Raw genomic sequence first — 16,093 nt, 5'->3', positions numbered from 1 at the left:
TAGATGGAATAGAATTTTCTCAGGAACCCACTAGACTAGTGATTGGTTTGAGCTAAACGTTACCCAACAAGCTAAAAATACATTTTCAATTCTATTGATAATATTTCGTGTTTCAGCTTTCCTGATGTTGAATTATTCAGATGTCTGATGGAAAATATTTCACGAATAAGTGCTCCCACTAGAGCTAAAGCTGCATCTTACCCGGACATCCTGGTGATATCTCGTTCCTTTCAACCGCAAGAAGGAGGAATTGAGGAGTACGTTTACAATCGTTGTCTGCAAGATCCAGAACGAGTGGTTGTTTTAGCCGCTCGGTGCGCGGGGGATCGATTGTTTGATAAAGCTCAACCGTTTCCTACATATCGCTGGCCTATTTCCCGCCTGTGGTGTGGTAATGTTTTCGGGAATCTAGTGCAAACTCTCCTTAACTCGGTCTGGTCGTTTGTACTAGCTATTAAACTCTACTTTCGCTATCACTACCGCTATATTGAATGGGGTCATGGCTACCATTTTCTTTCTCTTTTGCTCTTAAGCTACCTCCTCCCCGTTCGCTGTTTCATCTACCTACACGGTCAAGATATTCTCCATCTATCACGTCACCCCATATTGCGCCCTTTGTTTGAACTGACATTGAACCGAGTGCAAGGGATTGTGTGTAGCAGTTCTTGTACGCAAGATTTTTTGGCGACTCATTTTAATTTTAATACTCCTACTCATGCCATTAAGCCTGCTGTCAGAGGAGAAAAATTTGGTGTGACCACTCCAGATAGCATTAGGAATTTACGCGCCCACCTCCGCTCTGGATATAAAATTCCAGAGACAGCAGTGGTCATTCTTTCAGTAGGACAGTTGACAAAGCGTAAAGGCTTTGACCGCGTTATTGAAAACTTGACACTCCTGCTAACTTGTGGGATAGACGTGTACTACATCCTGTGCGGGCGGGGTTCTTATGAGTCTGAACTGAGAGCGTTAGCACATCGCTTGCGGGTACAGGGGCGGGTTCATTTTGCAGGATATGTCTCTGACCGCGAATTAACAAGTTATTACGCAGCTTGTGATATATTTGCAATGCTAAGTTTGTGCGATAATCAAAGATTATCTTGTTTTGGTGGTGGTAGCATGGCTTGCTTGGAAGCAGGTTACTTTGGTAAGCCCGCGATCGCCTCGAATTTAGGGAGCCTATCAGATATCATTTACCATGAGGACAATGGTATTCTCGTCGATCCCAACTCCGGGTGCGAAGTTTTCCAAGCGTTTAAGCGTCTTTGTCAGGAGCGGAACTTGCGCGAAGCATTGGGACGCAGAGGGAAACAATTGGCCGAGCGAAAAACTCTCCATCGATCGCTCTATGTACCTGAGTCCCACTACTCGACTTGGTTAACTTAGCCACCACCAACTATGGTCACAACCTCAATGCGATCGCCTTGTTGAATTCTCGTCTCGGACCAAAACTGACGGTGTAAAATTTCACCGTTGTATTCTACTGCAACCAAACGGGGATTAAAACCCAATTGTTGGAGTAAGTCTGGTAAAGAAGTTTCAGGGAGGCAATTGCGGGTTTCGCCATTCACCTGAAGTGTAATTGGGTTAGATATAGGGCTTACCATGTTCCGGTCTCACACGATTTGTCAGCTGAGAGATAAAAAATTGTGTCACCAAGGTGGGTTGTTCCGCCTGTATGAGACTGCGTACCACAGCTACGCGATTTGCTCCTGCATCAATAACATCATTGATGTTGCTTGTGTCGATCCCACCGATAGCAAACCAGGGGATATGGCAATTTTTAGCAGCATAGCTGACGTATTCTAACCCAGCAGCTGCCTTGCCCTCCTTTGTAGGAGTTTCATAAACCGGTCCGACACCAATGTAATCTGCGCCATCCGCAATAGCCGCTTGCATTTCTTGCAAATTTGTGGTGGAACGACCTATCAAGCGGTGAGGACCGAGTAATTGACGGGCAACAGCAACAGGTAAGTCTTGTTGTCCGAGATGCACTCCATCTGCATCGACTGCCAAAGCCAGATCCACGCGGTCATTAATAATAAAAATAGCACCGTAGGTACTGCATAACTGCCGCAATTTCTTGGCTTGCTCCAGACGCTTAGTATCATCAGCTAGTTTGTCGCGGTACTGCACCAAAGTTAAGCCTCCTTTAAGAGCGGCTTCCACAGTGTCGAGCAATCGGTCGCTCGGGGAGGTGACTAGATACAAATGCGATCGCAGTAAAAGTTGCTGTCTGTGATAGCCCATCAGACGACTTTCTAGGGTATAAATACGGTAGCGCATCTGCTTAAAAGCTTTCCCCATATTGGGGTTATAAAGCTTCCCGTACTCTTCTAAAACCCTCAAAGCTTCTTGCACCCGGCAAAAATTAGCTTGCAGGAGCGACTTAACGTCCGTGCGTTGTTCTTCTTGAGGGTGAGTCAGATCCGTTCCGGGGTCATCAGGGGTATTTCGCGCCGCCCGCAATTCAGCCGTATGCCAGCTTGCCAATTCTTGTCGCTCTTTCTTACATTCCCCAACCAGTTGGGCGCTATTCAAGCCAAACCGACACCATTCCTCAATGATACGCAAACCCTCGCGAGCTCGATCCAGATTGGCATCTAGTATCCGGTAAACAACCTGCTGAATATGTTCCTTTTGGCTGTGGGCTTCGACCATTACAACAACCCCATTTGTGTTTTCATCGTAACAGCCAGCCTCTTTCATATTCGTAATATTCTTTGTATTTCAATAGGTTCTTTCTTAAATTACTTTGTATCAACAATCCCCATTTGGTCAACATACGAGTACTATTGTGGTCATATCTACGTCTAAAGAAGTATAGAAAGTGCTAGTTAGTTAAAGGAGTTTGTAAAAGTGAATTGCCCCCACGTTATAACTGAGCCTTGTTGGACATATGCCTTACCAGCAACGTCGATCGCTAAAAGCAGCAAGTCACGTTCTTTCATTCATATGTCAATGATGTCAGTGATTCGTTCTTCAATTTTATTGTGTACCGTTAGCATGGGAGTGGCATTTTCAGGATTGCTAGAAGCAAGTTGGAATGCCGCTCTTGCTCAGCTACCCCCCACCGAAATTAGAAATGCAGGGCAACCCGATGTCAGAACAATGTCTCAGGTAAATGTACTCTTTGTCAACCCAAGTATCGGAGATGACAAAGCAGGAAACGGAGGTGAAAATGCTCCTTTTAAAACAATTACTCAAGCACTACAAGTTGCTGGTTCCAATACAGTTATTATGCTCTCAAAAGGAACCTATAGTGCCCAGACAGGAGAAAAATTTCCGTTAGTTCTCAAACCAAATGTCTCAATTCAAGGGGACAATCGCAGTAAAGGTCGTGGTATTTTAATTACTGGAGGAGGCAGTTACCTCAGCCGTACCTTTGGAGGTCAAAACGTCACTATTGTGGGTGCAAACCAAGCAGGCTTGAGTGGAGTCACTCTTAGCAATCCCAATCCACGCGGTTACGGTTTGTGGATTGAATATAGTAATCCGTTAATTGCAGAAAATACTTTTACTGGCAGTACCCAAGATGGGATTATTGTCACGGGCAACAGTACGCCCGTTATTCGTAATAATTTCTTTTATGAAAATGGAGCAAACGGAATCACAATTTCCGGTTCCTCTCGTCCGGAAGTCCGAGAAAACGTATTTCAACAAACAGGTTTTGGCATTAACGTTGCTCAAAACTCTCAGCCAGTTATAGTAGGTAACCAGATTCAATACAATAGAGTTGGCGTCATCGTACAAGCAAAAGCTCGTCCCATCTTGCGGAATAATCTCATCCAGGGTAGCAAAGAAGATGGGTTGGTTGCTCTTGCCTTAGCGGTTCCCAATTTAGGAAGCACGTCCGAACCGGGAGGTAACGAGTTTCGCAACAACACCCGCCACGATATCAATGCCAGTGCAGCCAAAGAAATTTTTCCGGCTTTCGGCAACAAAATCAATCAAAATCGCATTGCAGGTAAAGTTGATTTTACAGGTAATGTTGCGATCGCAGATGCAACCACTCCGGGTCGTGGAGGAGAAGTAAATTATACAGAAACCAGAGTGATGACCTCTGTCTGGGCGTCACCACCTCCCCCTCTATCTTCCAACAGATCCCCCCGCAGTACTTCCACACCAGTTAACAATCGCGTATTACCATCATCGCCGGATAATTTTCTACTTTCGGCAACCCCTGCAAACAGGCAACCTTTACCCAGAAGCACGGGAATAACCGCACCTAATGTACAGACAGGATATCGAGGGCAGCCTTTACCCACTAGAACGATCTTACGTCAACCTGCACCTTTCCCCAGCAGACCTCCTCAACTACCTGTCAATAATTCTTCAGAAGCTTTACAGTCAAATTATACACGTATTTCTCCTGATACTATCGAGTTTGCTGCCCCACAAGCAGATTCTCAAGTGTCAAATACCGTACTTGCACCCGCACCAGTGCAAAGAGCAAGGTCTCAAGCAGCATCAATGCCCGGTATAGAAGCAGCCCCTTTAGGTGAGTCAGCCCTTCTACCAGTTCCCGATGCCAATATTCCCGTGGGTAACAGTCGCGGTAGGCGAAAAGCACCACCTCAAAATTCTTCAATAGGAGTTTACAACACAGCTGCGGCATCAGCAGCCCAAGAAGAGCGAATTAATTTACGTTATCGAGTTATTGTTGAGATACAGAATGGGAAAGACCAAGAACTAGTAAAATTTCTCGCACCGGGTGCTTTTCGGACTCTCTGGCGGGGTCGTGATGTTATGCAAGCAGGAATTTTTAGCACTCGTTACAACGCCGATAGTATGGTGAAAATATTTAACAACAATGGTTTGAGAGCCTCTGTTGAACCAGTCAATTAGGGATTGGGATTGGGGATTGGGAATGAGTTATTAGTATTTCCCCCTTGTCCCCATTGTCCCCCATTCCCTATTCCTCATTTCCCAGTCGCCAATAATAACGATTCCATTCATACATTCCTTGAATTTCGTATTCTTCTCCGGTGTTGAAGCGAATAATGCAATTTGTTGACGAACCGCTACTGTCATTCGTTTTATCAATTCCAATTACAATACAATTGTACCATTGGCGACTGCACGGACCATCATCTTGTACCCATTCCCACAAAGCATTACACACTTCAATCCGAGCACCAACTTTAAGCATTGGCGCGTGCTCACAAGCATACTTTTGGAAATGACTGTCTTCGACGCGATTTAGCCATTGTAAGCCATAGCGATCGCGAATAAACTGCACTGCACCTGAGTCCTTTTCAAGCAGCCAATCGTTAAGTAGCTGTGCTTTCCAGGAAAGGTTTTGTGCTTCTTGAGACTTGACAAATTCTAACAGCGCTCGTAATTCCTCTTGTGTAAGTTCATCTAACGGATTTAAAACATCCGATATGTCTAGTTGAGAGCTTTCTTTAACTTTCTCTACTATTTGTAGTAGTATTTCTTTTTGTGTATCTGTGAGAGGGCAGCTAGCTGCATCGCAACGATAAAACGCTACTTGCAAGGCTACTTGAATCTCATCTGGACTCATAGGTGGTATAGCAATTGAGGACTTGATGAACCCTCAGCAAATAGCTGAGAGCTTTATTTAATAATTATTACAAAATTAAAAAAGAAGTCTCCCATACCTATAGAGCGAAATTCCTGTAAGCTGGGGTAAGTGTAGCTTATGATTCTATTTATCCACGGCGTCTTTATATGCAGTTGCGATCGCTCACAGTTCTTCTTGTTTCCTGTATCATTTGGGTACTGTCATGGGCATTTACCCCTTTTGCTGAAGCACTGACACAGGTTAAGCTATACGATCTCTCCTACCAACAGTGTCCGCTAGAACTAGCACAAGGAGCTGTGACAAGTGGTGGAACGACAATGGCAGCCAACTGCTTTATTGTGACAGGCAAAGCTAAAAATGATACTAATAAGACCGTCTATGATGCGGATATTTTTGGTCGTATTTATGATGCTAACAACGATCCGGTGATGCAAAACCGCACGCGTCTTGGGTCTATTGAGGAAATTCCTCCCGGTGTCAGTAATTTTGAATTGCGAATTTCCGTAGCAGCAAATCAGCCCTTACCTCTCAAGCTCAAGCAATTTAAGGCAGCAGGGTTCAGCGCTCAGATTCGGAAGTAGCAGATCGACGACTGAAGGGCAAAAAAGTAGAGACGGTTTTCTAGCGATCGTCTCTAAATCAATGAAAAATCTCTAAGTTGTAGAGACGCTTTCACTCAGTGCGTCTCTACGTTGTTTTTTGGAGAAACCTATTGAAGCAGTTGCCAAACTTAACCGACTATGGAAAAGCGTGCTAAAGACAGGAGCAAAGAACTCAAGACGTTTAGCAGTAGAAAAGCCAGTATAGGAGAAAAATCCATCCCACCCAAGGGGGGAATTATGGAACGGAACAGATTGAGGTAAGGGTCTGTAATTTGGCTGAGGGCTGCAAATGGCTGGTTCCCCCAACTGATGTTAGGGAACCATGACAAAAGAACTCGGATAATCAGTAAGATACTATAAATTTGTACGAACTGATAGAGTGTGTTGATCAGTAGATTCATGGATGGGTTGGATTCCTGTTAAGTGTTAAAAGCAGTCTTATCTTTGATTCTAATTTAGCGCCTGCCACAGCGTGTGCAATTACAATTATCTACCTTCAGTTACCAGCTATGATTTTTCAATCAGTCGATTTGTCAATCAATCGCCGATTGCTGTCTTACCGTAACTCCTCAGCACGGGGAGAACGGTCGTTGATGGGTTGATTGGCATTGCCATTCACATTTCCCAATTGCTGCCGCACTTCATCAATTGTGGCATTGAGTTGAGCAATTTTATCTTCTAGAGATCGCCGTGCCATCTCCATATCCATGCTGTCCTCCTCAGAAGCTTGGATAGGACGCTTTTTCGTTGCTTTTTTAACTTCTGTTGCGCTAGAGGTTAACTGACGCTCTTCTTCTGGTAATTCTTCAGGTTCTCGTTTGTAAGCAACAAGCGCACCCACAATCCCACCTACTACACTACCAACAATTGCTCCGGTTAGAAAACCACTTGCAAAACCATCTCGCTGACTCATATTTTTATCGCCTCATTCTCCTTTACAGTTGTCAGTTATCAGTTATTATTGTTCACTGGTCACTGGCACTGTCCCTACGTGCATACTAGCTTAAGTTCCAAAAATGCGATCGCCGGCATCTCCCAAACCTGGTACAATAAAACCCCGATCGTTGACCATTTGATCGATGGTGGCAGTGTAAACAATTAAGCCAGGATAAGCATCATTTAATTTTTGCAGAGCTGGTGGAGCTGCCACTACGCTAATAATCCGAATCAGAGTTGGATCGGCACCCCGTTGTGTTAATTCTGCCATAGCTGCCATCATAGATCCACCCGTTGCGAGCATAGGATCGGTAACCAACACTCGTGTTTGTGGTTGAAATTTTTGAGGCAACTTATTTAAGTAGCACTGAGGCTGTAAAGTTTCTTCATTTCGCACCAATCCTAAATGATAAATTGATGCTAGAGGGAGAACTGTTTGTGCCCCTTCTAGTAAGCCCAGTCCGGCTCGTAGAATGGGTACTACTGCCACAGGTACGGTTGGATCTATCAAAGTGGCAGGACAGGAATCTAAGGGAGATTGCACTGTTGTTTCTTGAGTGGGTAACCATTCTCGAGCTGCTTCATAAGTCAGCCACCGTCCTAACTCCGTCATTGCACTGCGGAACAGCACAGACGGGGTTCCAGCATCACGAGCAACTGCCAACCAGTGCTTTATCAGGGGATGAGGGGGAACGTATACGCGCAATTGTAGCGTCATAGCCGGAAATAGCCGCTTTTTCTAATAAATAACGACTGAAACATCATAATACTTTTTACCGAGCGCGGGTTTCCACTCTGAAAACTACTTTTTATTTGTTGATAATAACTTGCATTTACAGTTGACAAGAATTCTCAATCAAGGGTATATTATTGTTCAGTGTTCTCCTCTCTTTAAGGATCGGCAAACGGGATTGGTCAGCTTTCTTCTGGCTTGTCCCTCTTTTTTGTGATTAGTTAGTGGTTAGTGGTTACCACCAACCACTAACCATTAACCACTAACAATTATATGGATGTCATAGTTATTGGATCTGGGATAGGCGGTTTAGTAACAGCAACTCAATTAGCCGTAAAAGGGGCTAGAGTGCTGCTACTAGAACAATATTTAATTCCTGGAGGTAGCGCTGGCTATTTTGAGAGACAGGGTTATCGATTCGACGTAGGGGCATCCATGATATTTGGATTTGGGCAGAAAGGAACAACTAACTTGCTCACTCGCGCTTTACAAGCTGTCAGCATTAACTTAAAAGTGATTCCCGACCCCGTTCAAATTCATTATCATTTACCAGAAGGTTTGGACATTAAAGTGAATCGGATTTATGAGGAATTTTTGCAAAATTTAATTGCGTACTTTCCACATGAAGACAAAGGAATTCGTCAATTTTACGATGAATGTTGGCGAGTCTTTCATTACCTTAATAGCATGGAGTTGCTGTCATTGGAGGAACCCCAGTATTTACTACGGAGTTTCTTTCAGAAGCCCCTGGCGTGTCTTGGGCTAGCAAAATATCTACCTCAAAATGTTGGCGATGTAGCAAAGCGTTATATTAAAGATCCCCGATTGTTAAAATTTCTTGATATAGAGTGCTATTGTTGGTCAGTCGTACCTGCCCGAATGACACCCATGATTAATGCTGGAATGGTTTTTTCAGACAGGCACTACGGAGGTGTGAACTATCCTAAAGGTGGGGTAGGACAAATTGCTCAAAAATTAGTGGAAGGGTTGATTAAAGCAGGCGGTCAAATTCAATATCAAGCTAAAGTCGCGAAAATTCTCATAGAAAATCGACAAGCCGTGGGCGTACAACTGACTAACGGTCAAGTGTACCGTGCCAAACGAATTGTCTCAAATGCTACACGTTGGGATACCTTTGAGAAGTTACTCAATCAACAAGAAATTCCATCTAATGAGAAAAGATGGCAGCTACGCTATCAAAAGTCACCCAGTTTTTTAAATTTACACATGGGAGTCAAAGCAGAAGTTTTGCCTTCAGGAACAGAGTGCCATCACATTTTGTTAGAAGACTGGGAAAAGATGACAGCGACAGAAGGAACTCTCTTTGTGTCAATTCCGACGTTACTCGATCCAGAGTTAGCACCTTCTGGCTATCACATCATTCACGCTTTTACACCTTCCTGGATTCATGAATGGCAAGGTTTATCACCTAGTGAGTATGAAGCAAAGAAAGAACAGGCTGCTTGGAGAATAATTGACCGTTTGGAAAAGATTTTTCCAGGGTTGGATACTGGTTTGGATTACCTAGAAGTGGGGACACCTAAAACCCATCGTCGCTTTTTAGGTCGTGATGATGGTACTTATGGACCAATCCCCCGATATAAGTTGCGGGGATTGTTGGGAATGCCATTTAATAGAACTTCGATTTCAGGGCTTTATTGTGTAGGAGATAGTACGTTTCCCGGTCAAGGTTTAAACGCAGTGGCATTTTCAGGATTTGCTTGTGCTCACCGTATTGCCGTTGACTTGGGGCTGTAGTACAAACCCTGGAATAGAATAGTAGGTTGGCTGAGAAGGGAGTTTTGCGAGCGGGGGTTCTGGTGGTTTACCTTCTCATCTGGAGGAAGCTTTGATGTCACGACTGCAACTGAGCTTTACTTAATATCTGCTCGATCGCGTTGAAACTCTCACGGCAAATCACTACGCGACAAACCCCCAGTCTGTGTCCGCTCAAAAACATGGTAAAGGAGAATCAATACTACAAGGGATAAGAATTAGCTGAGCCTCGCGATATCGGAGGCTCAGCCTTGCACCCTTAATCTGTTCCTGTTCCTCAAATAATAGTGACGATTCGACCCACAATACTTGTAACTAAATTAATTGTTCTGAGAACAGCAACTGTATTGTTAATTTTTTCCAGTACATTGGTCAGTTCGTTAAGAGCATTTCTCAGATCGTTTTCTTGCGCCTTTAAACGCAATCCAATATCTTCTAAAACTGCATTCTCTAAGTTTTCACGAGCTTCTTCATAATTTTTTCTGACATCCAGCAATTCCTTTTGCCGCTTTAGATCGGGTTCGTTTTGGATTGCCATATTCATTTCTGGCGAAGTCAGTCTTTTTTCATGCTGCCTCATCTTAGCTAGTAGTTGCTCTCTGGCTTGTATGTTTTGGTTCATTATATTTTCCATGATACTAATCCTTCTATTAATTGATTAATTTTTGTTTTCAACAAGTGCTAAAAATGTATCTATATCTTTCAAAAGATGATTGAGTCGTGCCACATTCAATTCACCGGATACTGCAGCCTGGTAAGCGGTTTTAAATTCCCCTAAAGCCTCGCCTGCATTCTTCAGTTCTTCGACTTTTCTATCCATCGTGAGAATTTTTCTTCTATCTTCAATCCATTGGCTTTGCTCCTGAATTTTTGTACTACTAGTGAGAGGTTCTATAATCAGGCGTTGCTCGCGTGCAGATTGAATCATCTCAACATCATGTTGCAAACTCTCGCTCAGGTAATTAAGCATCTCTTGTTGTATTGTCAATTCTTTTAGAATTGTTTGATGCCGTTTTTCCAACTCTTCTTTTAATGCACCTTTGATTTTAGAACTAATGACGGCATGAGTGACTGCTTGAGCAATTCCTTGATTTCTCGAAGAAAATAAATCGCTGTTTTGCAGAATTTGACTGCTCTTGTTAAGATTTTGAGTAATACTTGCAATTTCTGACTGAGCGCTAGCAGGTGCATCAGAAGTTGCTAATTCTTGAAGTGTAGAAAAGTATTTTTTTAAAAGAGTGTTGTGATTGCGAACTTCTTCTATGACTTGCAGTCGTTTTAGATCGGACTGAGAACGCTGCGTATAGTTTTCAAGACTTTGATTGCTCTGTCTGTCATCGCGCAATATTTGCTCTGAGGTTAGATCGATTCTAATATCACCAGCAGTTGTCAATAACTCATTAACAGCTTCAGCATACTTAGTTCCTGCATCTGTTAATTTTTTATATTCTTCGCTAGAGCGACAGCCAGTTGTTAAAGTAGCTATAACAGTAAATATGATTACTGTTTTAGAAAAGTATTTTTTCATGGTAAAACTTACGAGATAAGTTAACTTTGCAATTCTTGAGTCTGCAGATTTACCTGCTGTGTTGTTGGACTGTTAACTGGTTGCTGTTAATTGCTTTGTCAAGCTTCTGTCTGTAAATAGCTTTGCTCAAACTTATCTTATGCAGGGAGAAATTTTAAAAATCAGAGAAAATTGGGTATGAAATACAAATAAGGGGGGCAATACAAACTCTGTCAGCCCGAACAAATAAACTACTCAAGTAAGGGCTGAAACCTGCTCCTATAGGGGAGTGAAAAATATTGAAGTCTCTGCGCTAAGGTTTCGTTCAGCCAGAAATCTAGTAAGATGTCAAACTAAAAGACAAAGATTTGACAGAGGTTTTTAAGGATGCACATTACAGACCAACTAGAGCAAACATGGCAGGATAGAGCACTTGATAGCATTATAAATATAGTAAGAGCACCTGATGGTGACTTTGAGAGTATTGGCGAACTTGCAGATGCCCTTGGCGATCGCCAAAGCTTACAGAAAGTAGTAGAACTTCTTTGTGGCACCCCACAAGGGGAACAAGCATTTCAAAAGCGCCCTAGATTGGGTGATATCAATCTACAAAAACTTTACAGTTTACCAACTGATACTCTAGGTTATGCATATGCTAATCATATGCTCAAAAACAATTTGAAACCTTTATATGCAGGACACGTAGAGAACAATCTCCAATTCTTAGGAGCGCACCTTACAGAAACACATGACATTTGGCATATCATCACTGGATGCAATACGAATATTCTTGGAGAAATTCAATTAGAAGCTTTCTACGTTGCCCAACTGTACTTTACGCGTTTTTGGCTGGCATTATTAGCGAAGAATCTTGTTAAAGCTACTATTTACGATATTGAGGTTTCAACAAAATATATGGACGCGATGGCTAAGGGATGGTTAATGGGAAAACAAGCCAAGCCTCTGTTTGGTGTTGAATGGAATCTGTTATGGGAACAGCCATTGGAAAATGTCCGTACTTCGTTCAACATCATTCTTTCTGATACTTGTGAATGAACGAGCATAAGTTATTGTGGAACGGGCGAGACGCTTGTAAACCAGAACGAGCGTCCCGCTCGTCCCACAATTATAAGAGCTTATCTGGTGTAATAGGTAAATGGCGGATGCGCTTACCCGTAGCATGGTAAACTGCATTACCAATCGCCGCTGAAACACCAGTAATTCCTATTTCACCGACACCTCTTACACCCGCCGGATTAAAGTTGAGATCGGGTTCCCCAACAAAAGCAACCTCAATGCGAGGAATATCTGCGTGTGCGGGAAAATGATAGGTAGCAAGGTCGTAAACCACTGGATAACCGATATTTGGGTCAAAGTGGCACTCTTCCATCAATGCTTGCCCAAGCCCCATAATAACACCGCCCCGTACTTGAGAAGCTGCCGTCTTAGCGTTGATAACGCGTCCGATATTCATTACGGATACCCAACGCGTCACTTGTAGGCGTCCAATTTCTTCATCTATACTGACTTCACAAAAATGCGCCCCCCACGATTGAAATGCCCATTTCTTTCCTTCAGCTCCGGGCGCTGACGATGCTGTTGCTTCAACAGCAGCTCGTCCGGACTGGCGGAGGCTGGAAAATACTTCCTCAGCAGTCTTGGCTTTGGCAGATTTTAGAACCTCCTGACAGGCTGACATGACTGCTGGAAGGAGAGATGCTGTCATCATGGAACCACCTGCCAAACCGCCATCTGGTAGCAATGAGTCACCCAGATCTACCCGTACCTTTTCTACAGGTATCCCCAAAACTTCTGCGGCTGTAGAGGCAACAACCGTATACGCACCAGTACCCATATCGTTTGCAGCAGTTAAAATATGTGCTGTACCATCCGGTAGTAACCGTACTTTCGCGGATGCCGCACCCCTACCACCAGGGAAAGTTGACCCTGCCATTCCCCAACCTATAAGCTTACCGTTGCGTGTCAGCGATCGCACTTGAAATGGTCTGTCTTTCCAACCAAATTGTTCTGCACCAAAGCGCAAACATTCAGAGAATGCTTTTGCTGAAAATGGCAGCCCTTTACGCTGGTGTTCTTTAGTTTCATTTTTCAAACGCAGTTCCACAGGGTCCATCTTGAGCTTCCACGCCAGTTCGTCCATTGCTGACTCTAATGCCCAAAGACCCGGATTTTCTCCTGGTGCTCGCATGAATGTTGGCGTCCCGGTGTTTATCACCGCCAGTTCTTGCTTCAAGCGCAAATTCGGCGCAGCATACATGACTGGAGTAATTCCCGTACAGGGCTCTGTAAAAACATCTACTAGGGATGTACAAGATTTGACATCATGTTCGACAGACATGAGGTTACCATCCGCAGTGGCTGCCAAGCGGATAGTTTGCTCTGTTTCAGAACGGTGCCCTGCATTTGCGGTCATCTGCGCTCGTGTCAGAACAACTTTGACGGGGCGTTGGAGTTGGCGAGCAACTGCAGCACAGAGAATACCGTGGGGCCAAGGGAAGGCTTTAGAACCAAAAGCCCCTCCAATAAAAGGAGTAACAATACGCACTCGTTCTTTTGGGAGCCCAAAAAGTTCTGCATAAGTACGCTGGGTACCCATCACCCACTGGGAGGGTTCGTAAATTGTCAGAGAGTCAGAACCTTGCCACTGAGCAATAGTCGCATGGGGTTCCATGGGCGCGTGCAATTCAGTGGAAGTTTTGTAGGTAACTTCCATCTTTGCTGTTGCACTTGCCATCCCTGTGGTAAAGTCTCCCTTCTGGAACTTCATCCCCTCACCAAACATGGATGGAGCTTCTTTAAAAGTAGCCTTTGCAGGATCTATAAGGGGTTTTTCAGTTGCGTATTCAACCTTTACCAACCGTGCTGCATGACGCGCTCGTTCAAAAGTATCTGCTACCACCAAGCCAACGATCTGTCCTGCGTAATAAACCTTATCATCAGATAACGGTAGACGAGCCTCGTAAATTTTCGAGGTCATGAAATTATTGGTTGGCTTAAATATCTTGGGTGGGTTTTTATGGGTAAATACAGCGATAACACCTGATGCTTTTTCTGCTGTACTGGTATCTATACTTTTAATTTGTCCGTTAGCAATGCTGGCTGTGACAAGGTAACCGTGAACAAGATTGGGAATTTGATGCTCGGCTGCGTAAGTCGCCGTACCCGTTACCTTTGCACGTCCATCCTTGCGGCTGACCGCAGATCCATTAACTTTGTTCATATCACCCCTCCTCCTTTAGCTGAAATTGTCAGTGCACGGCGAATGGCTCGTTTTGCCATATCAACTTTGAAACTATTGTGAGTTAGGGGTTTTGCTTCCCGAAGTGCAATGTCTGCTGCTTGTTCAAATATTGTCACGTCGGCACTCTTGCCAATTAAAAATTTTTCTGCTTCCGTCGATCGCCAGGGTTTGTGGGCTACACCACCCATTGCTAGGCGAGCATCTTTGATTTTCTCTCCTGAAAGGTTAACAGCAGCAGCGACTGATATTAATGCAAAGGCATAGGAAGTGCGATCGCGTAATTTCAAGTAAACTCCGGACTTAGCCAAGGAAATTGGCGGTAGGATAACAGCAGTAATCAACTCACCTGGTTCTAAATTTGTGTCTCGCTGGGGAGTATTTCCTGGCAATCTGTGAAAATCTACCATCGGTATTTGCCGCTTACCTTTGGAACTTTCTACAACAACGACAGCATCTAAAGCAGCGAGAGCAACACACATATCTGAAGGATGAACAGCCAAGCACTGGTCGCTAGCACCTAAAATAGCATGACCGCGATTAATCCCCGTTGCTGCGGGACAACCAGTTCCCGGCTGGCGTTTGTTACAAGGGAAAGCGGTATCGTAATAGTAAGGACAGCGAGTGCGTTGCAACAAGTTACCTCCTACGGTTGCCATGTTGCGGATTTGCTGAGACGCACCAGAGAGAATGGCGCGGGATAAGATTGGGTAGTCGCGACGAATATCGGGATTATCTGCAACAGCTGTATTGCTGACAAGCGCTCCGATTTGTAGACCCCCATTAGTGGTGCGAGAAATGCGCTTCATCTCCAATCGGGAGATATCTATGAGTTGAGATGGCTCATCTAGAAAACCCTTGAGGCGATCGACCAGATTTGTACCACCTGCTATGTACGCAGTATTTTTGTTAGCTGTTGAGCGTTGGATGGCATCTTTTACGGATGTCGCCCGAATGTAAGTAAAATTATTCATGCAGGCAACTCCTCAGATTCGCGAACCAAAACAGTTGCCACGGGAGAGGGTGTTTTTTGTCCTGCGACTTGTTGTACTGCGGCGACGATACCGTTGTAAGCACTGCACCTACAGAGATTACCGCTCAATCGCTCTTTGATTTCCACTTCAGACAGTTCGGCTAGTTGCGGGGGACTCGACAAATCTGGAGTGACAACACTGGCACAACCGCGTTTGACTTCGTTAATGAGGGCAACAGAAGCACAAATTTGTCCTGGCGTGCAATAGCCGCACTGAAAACCATCGTTGTCAATAAAGGCAGCTTGCATGGGATGGAGAGTATCTCCCTTTGCCAGCCCTTCGATGGTAACAATTTCTTTGCCCTCTTGCATAATTGCTAATGTCAGGCAGGAATAAACTCGCTCGCCATCAATCAAAACAGTACAAGCTCCGCACTGTCCGCGATCGCATCCCTTTTTGCTACCCAACAGTCCCAAGCGATCGCGCAAAGCATCCAAGAGCGTAACGCGAGGCTCAATAGAAAGGGTTTGCAGTTTGCCGTTAACATTTAGTGAAACAGACATTTCACCTCCGGAACTTTGAGCAGATGCCTTTGCTGCATTTGCCTGTTCGAGCAATGAAGGAGCCGCAATAGCTGCTCCAGTTGCGGTTAGTGCTTGTCCTAAAAAACCACGGCGGGACGTTTTTCCCCCACCCTTGTTATGGTTTTGCATGATTCTCTTCCTCTGGATCGGAAAGTGCAGAAATGCACTCTCGCT

General features: G+C 44.3%; 16 protein-coding genes. 5 read left to right on the top strand and 11 right to left on the bottom strand.

Annotated elements, in window-relative coordinates; all coding sequences use genetic code 11:
• Positions 1-147: 147 nt before the first annotated feature.
• Positions 148-1,386 carry a glycosyltransferase family 4 protein gene (locus AB0756_RS11690; RefSeq protein ID WP_038079232.1) on the top strand — a complete coding sequence of 413 codons (1,239 nt, stop codon included), beginning with the start codon at positions 148-150 and terminating at the stop codon, positions 1,384-1,386.
• On the opposite strand, the gene thiS is transcribed toward AB0756_RS11690, so the two are convergent.
• Both thiS and AB0756_RS11680 read right to left on the bottom strand, forming a co-directional pair.
• Positions 1,383-1,595 (bottom strand): sulfur carrier protein ThiS, encoded by a 213-nt coding sequence (gene thiS / locus AB0756_RS11685; protein ID WP_038079253.1) that lies wholly within the window; start codon positions 1,593-1,595, stop codon positions 1,383-1,385. The two genes, AB0756_RS11690 and thiS, sit on opposite strands and share 4 nt — an antisense overlap.
• Positions 1,588-2,709, bottom strand: coding sequence for a thiamine phosphate synthase (locus AB0756_RS11680; protein WP_038079229.1), 1,122 nt, complete (start codon positions 2,707-2,709; stop codon positions 1,588-1,590). The genes thiS and AB0756_RS11680 overlap by 8 nt, the downstream gene beginning before the upstream one ends.
• Before the next feature lie 252 nt (positions 2,710-2,961).
• Here AB0756_RS11680 and AB0756_RS11675 point away from each other — a divergent pair, with 252 nt between their 5' ends.
• Positions 2,962-4,848: a DUF1565 domain-containing protein gene (locus AB0756_RS11675; RefSeq protein ID WP_408103994.1), complete on the top strand. Its 1,887-nt coding sequence runs from the start codon at positions 2,962-2,964 to the stop codon at positions 4,846-4,848.
• A 67-nt stretch (positions 4,849-4,915) separates the two neighbouring features.
• On the opposite strand, the gene AB0756_RS11670 is transcribed toward AB0756_RS11675, so the two are convergent.
• Positions 4,916-5,527: a hypothetical protein gene (locus tag AB0756_RS11670; protein ID WP_038082030.1), complete on the bottom strand. Its 612-nt coding sequence runs from the start codon at positions 5,525-5,527 to the stop codon at positions 4,916-4,918.
• A gap of 167 nt (positions 5,528-5,694) precedes the next feature.
• On the opposite strand from AB0756_RS11670, the gene AB0756_RS11665 reads away from it, so the two are divergent.
• Positions 5,695-6,129 (top strand): hypothetical protein, encoded by a 435-nt coding sequence (locus AB0756_RS11665; protein ID WP_038082029.1) that lies wholly within the window; start codon positions 5,695-5,697, stop codon positions 6,127-6,129.
• Positions 6,130-6,278: 149 nt separating this feature from the next.
• On the opposite strand, the gene AB0756_RS11660 is transcribed toward AB0756_RS11665, so the two are convergent.
• The 3 genes from AB0756_RS11660 to upp all read right to left on the bottom strand — a co-directional run bounded on the left by AB0756_RS11660 (position 6,279) and on the right by upp (position 7,804).
• Positions 6,279-6,551: a YggT family protein gene (locus tag AB0756_RS11660; RefSeq protein WP_038082028.1), complete on the bottom strand. Its 273-nt coding sequence runs from the start codon at positions 6,549-6,551 to the stop codon at positions 6,279-6,281.
• Positions 6,552-6,706: 155 nt separating this feature from the next.
• Positions 6,707-7,063 (bottom strand): hypothetical protein, encoded by a 357-nt coding sequence (locus AB0756_RS11655; protein ID WP_038082027.1) that lies wholly within the window; start codon positions 7,061-7,063, stop codon positions 6,707-6,709.
• Between the two features lie 90 nt (positions 7,064-7,153).
• The gene (gene upp / locus AB0756_RS11650) at positions 7,154-7,804 is read right to left on the bottom strand and encodes a uracil phosphoribosyltransferase (RefSeq protein ID WP_038082025.1); all 651 of its coding nucleotides are present in this window, start codon (positions 7,802-7,804) and stop codon (positions 7,154-7,156) included.
• 288 nt (positions 7,805-8,092) lie between these two features.
• On the opposite strand from upp, the gene crtH reads away from it, so the two are divergent.
• On the top strand, positions 8,093-9,577 hold the full coding sequence (crtH, locus tag AB0756_RS11645) for a carotenoid isomerase (RefSeq protein WP_038082024.1): 1,485 nt from the start codon (positions 8,093-8,095) through the stop codon (positions 9,575-9,577).
• Between the two features lie 295 nt (positions 9,578-9,872).
• Here crtH and AB0756_RS11640 read toward each other — a convergent pair whose 3' ends face one another.
• Positions 9,873-10,229: a hypothetical protein gene (locus tag AB0756_RS11640; protein ID WP_038082023.1), complete on the bottom strand. Its 357-nt coding sequence runs from the start codon at positions 10,227-10,229 to the stop codon at positions 9,873-9,875.
• 24 nt (positions 10,230-10,253) lie between these two features.
• Complete coding sequence (locus AB0756_RS11635; protein WP_038082021.1) at positions 10,254-11,123, bottom strand: hypothetical protein; 870 nt, start codon at positions 11,121-11,123, stop codon at positions 10,254-10,256.
• A 366-nt stretch (positions 11,124-11,489) separates the two neighbouring features.
• Between AB0756_RS11635 and AB0756_RS11630 the strand changes: the two genes are divergently transcribed.
• Positions 11,490-12,158 (top strand): Coq4 family protein, encoded by a 669-nt coding sequence (locus AB0756_RS11630; RefSeq protein ID WP_038082020.1) that lies wholly within the window; start codon positions 11,490-11,492, stop codon positions 12,156-12,158.
• 70 nt (positions 12,159-12,228) lie between these two features.
• Here AB0756_RS11630 and AB0756_RS11625 read toward each other — a convergent pair whose 3' ends face one another.
• From AB0756_RS11625 to AB0756_RS11615, 3 genes are read right to left on the bottom strand one after another with little or no spacing between them, the layout of a single operon-like run.
• On the bottom strand, positions 12,229-14,343 hold the full coding sequence (locus AB0756_RS11625) for a xanthine dehydrogenase family protein molybdopterin-binding subunit (protein WP_038082018.1): 2,115 nt from the start codon (positions 14,341-14,343) through the stop codon (positions 12,229-12,231).
• A complete protein-coding gene (locus AB0756_RS11620) occupies positions 14,340-15,335 on the bottom strand; it encodes an FAD binding domain-containing protein (protein WP_038082015.1) in 996 nt (331 codons plus the stop codon). The genes AB0756_RS11625 and AB0756_RS11620 overlap by 4 nt, the downstream gene beginning before the upstream one ends.
• On the bottom strand, positions 15,332-16,048 hold the full coding sequence (locus AB0756_RS11615; protein ID WP_038082033.1) for a 2Fe-2S iron-sulfur cluster-binding protein: 717 nt from the start codon (positions 16,046-16,048) through the stop codon (positions 15,332-15,334). Before AB0756_RS11615 ends, AB0756_RS11620 begins: the two co-directional genes overlap by 4 nt.
• Positions 16,049-16,093: the final 45 nt, after the last annotated feature.

It is taken from the genome of Tolypothrix campylonemoides VB511288_2, from assembly GCF_045999855.1.
Lineage (GTDB): Bacteria > Cyanobacteriota > Cyanobacteriia > Cyanobacteriales > Nostocaceae > Scytonema > Scytonema bouteillei_A.
Note: the sequence above shows the minus strand (reverse complement) of the source record. Positions and strands in the feature narration are given on the sequence as shown.

Excerpts from the sequence above, each read along its gene's own strand:
- AB0756_RS11690 (WP_038079232.1), top strand. The coding sequence starts at position 148 with ATGGAAAATATTTCACGAATAAGTGCTCCCACTAGAGCTAAAGCTGCA.
- AB0756_RS11680 (WP_038079229.1), bottom strand. The coding sequence starts at position 2,709 with ATGAAAGAGGCTGGCTGTTACGATGAAAACACAAATGGGGTTGTTGTA.
- AB0756_RS11675 (WP_408103994.1), top strand. The coding sequence starts at position 2,962 with ATGATGTCAGTGATTCGTTCTTCAATTTTATTGTGTACCGTTAGCATG.
- AB0756_RS11670 (WP_038082030.1), bottom strand. The coding sequence starts at position 5,527 with ATGAGTCCAGATGAGATTCAAGTAGCCTTGCAAGTAGCGTTTTATCGT.
- AB0756_RS11665 (WP_038082029.1), top strand. The coding sequence starts at position 5,695 with ATGCAGTTGCGATCGCTCACAGTTCTTCTTGTTTCCTGTATCATTTGG.
- AB0756_RS11660 (WP_038082028.1), bottom strand. The coding sequence starts at position 6,551 with ATGAATCTACTGATCAACACACTCTATCAGTTCGTACAAATTTATAGT.
- AB0756_RS11655 (WP_038082027.1), bottom strand. The coding sequence starts at position 7,063 with ATGAGTCAGCGAGATGGTTTTGCAAGTGGTTTTCTAACCGGAGCAATT.
- upp (WP_038082025.1), bottom strand. The coding sequence starts at position 7,804 with ATGACGCTACAATTGCGCGTATACGTTCCCCCTCATCCCCTGATAAAG.
- crtH (WP_038082024.1), top strand. The coding sequence starts at position 8,093 with ATGGATGTCATAGTTATTGGATCTGGGATAGGCGGTTTAGTAACAGCA.
- AB0756_RS11640 (WP_038082023.1), bottom strand. The coding sequence starts at position 10,229 with ATGGAAAATATAATGAACCAAAACATACAAGCCAGAGAGCAACTACTA.
- AB0756_RS11635 (WP_038082021.1), bottom strand. The coding sequence starts at position 11,123 with ATGAAAAAATACTTTTCTAAAACAGTAATCATATTTACTGTTATAGCT.
- AB0756_RS11630 (WP_038082020.1), top strand. The coding sequence starts at position 11,490 with ATGCACATTACAGACCAACTAGAGCAAACATGGCAGGATAGAGCACTT.
- AB0756_RS11625 (WP_038082018.1), bottom strand. The coding sequence starts at position 14,343 with ATGAACAAAGTTAATGGATCTGCGGTCAGCCGCAAGGATGGACGTGCA.
- AB0756_RS11620 (WP_038082015.1), bottom strand. The coding sequence starts at position 15,335 with ATGAATAATTTTACTTACATTCGGGCGACATCCGTAAAAGATGCCATC.
- AB0756_RS11615 (WP_038082033.1), bottom strand. The coding sequence starts at position 16,048 with ATGCAAAACCATAACAAGGGTGGGGGAAAAACGTCCCGCCGTGGTTTT.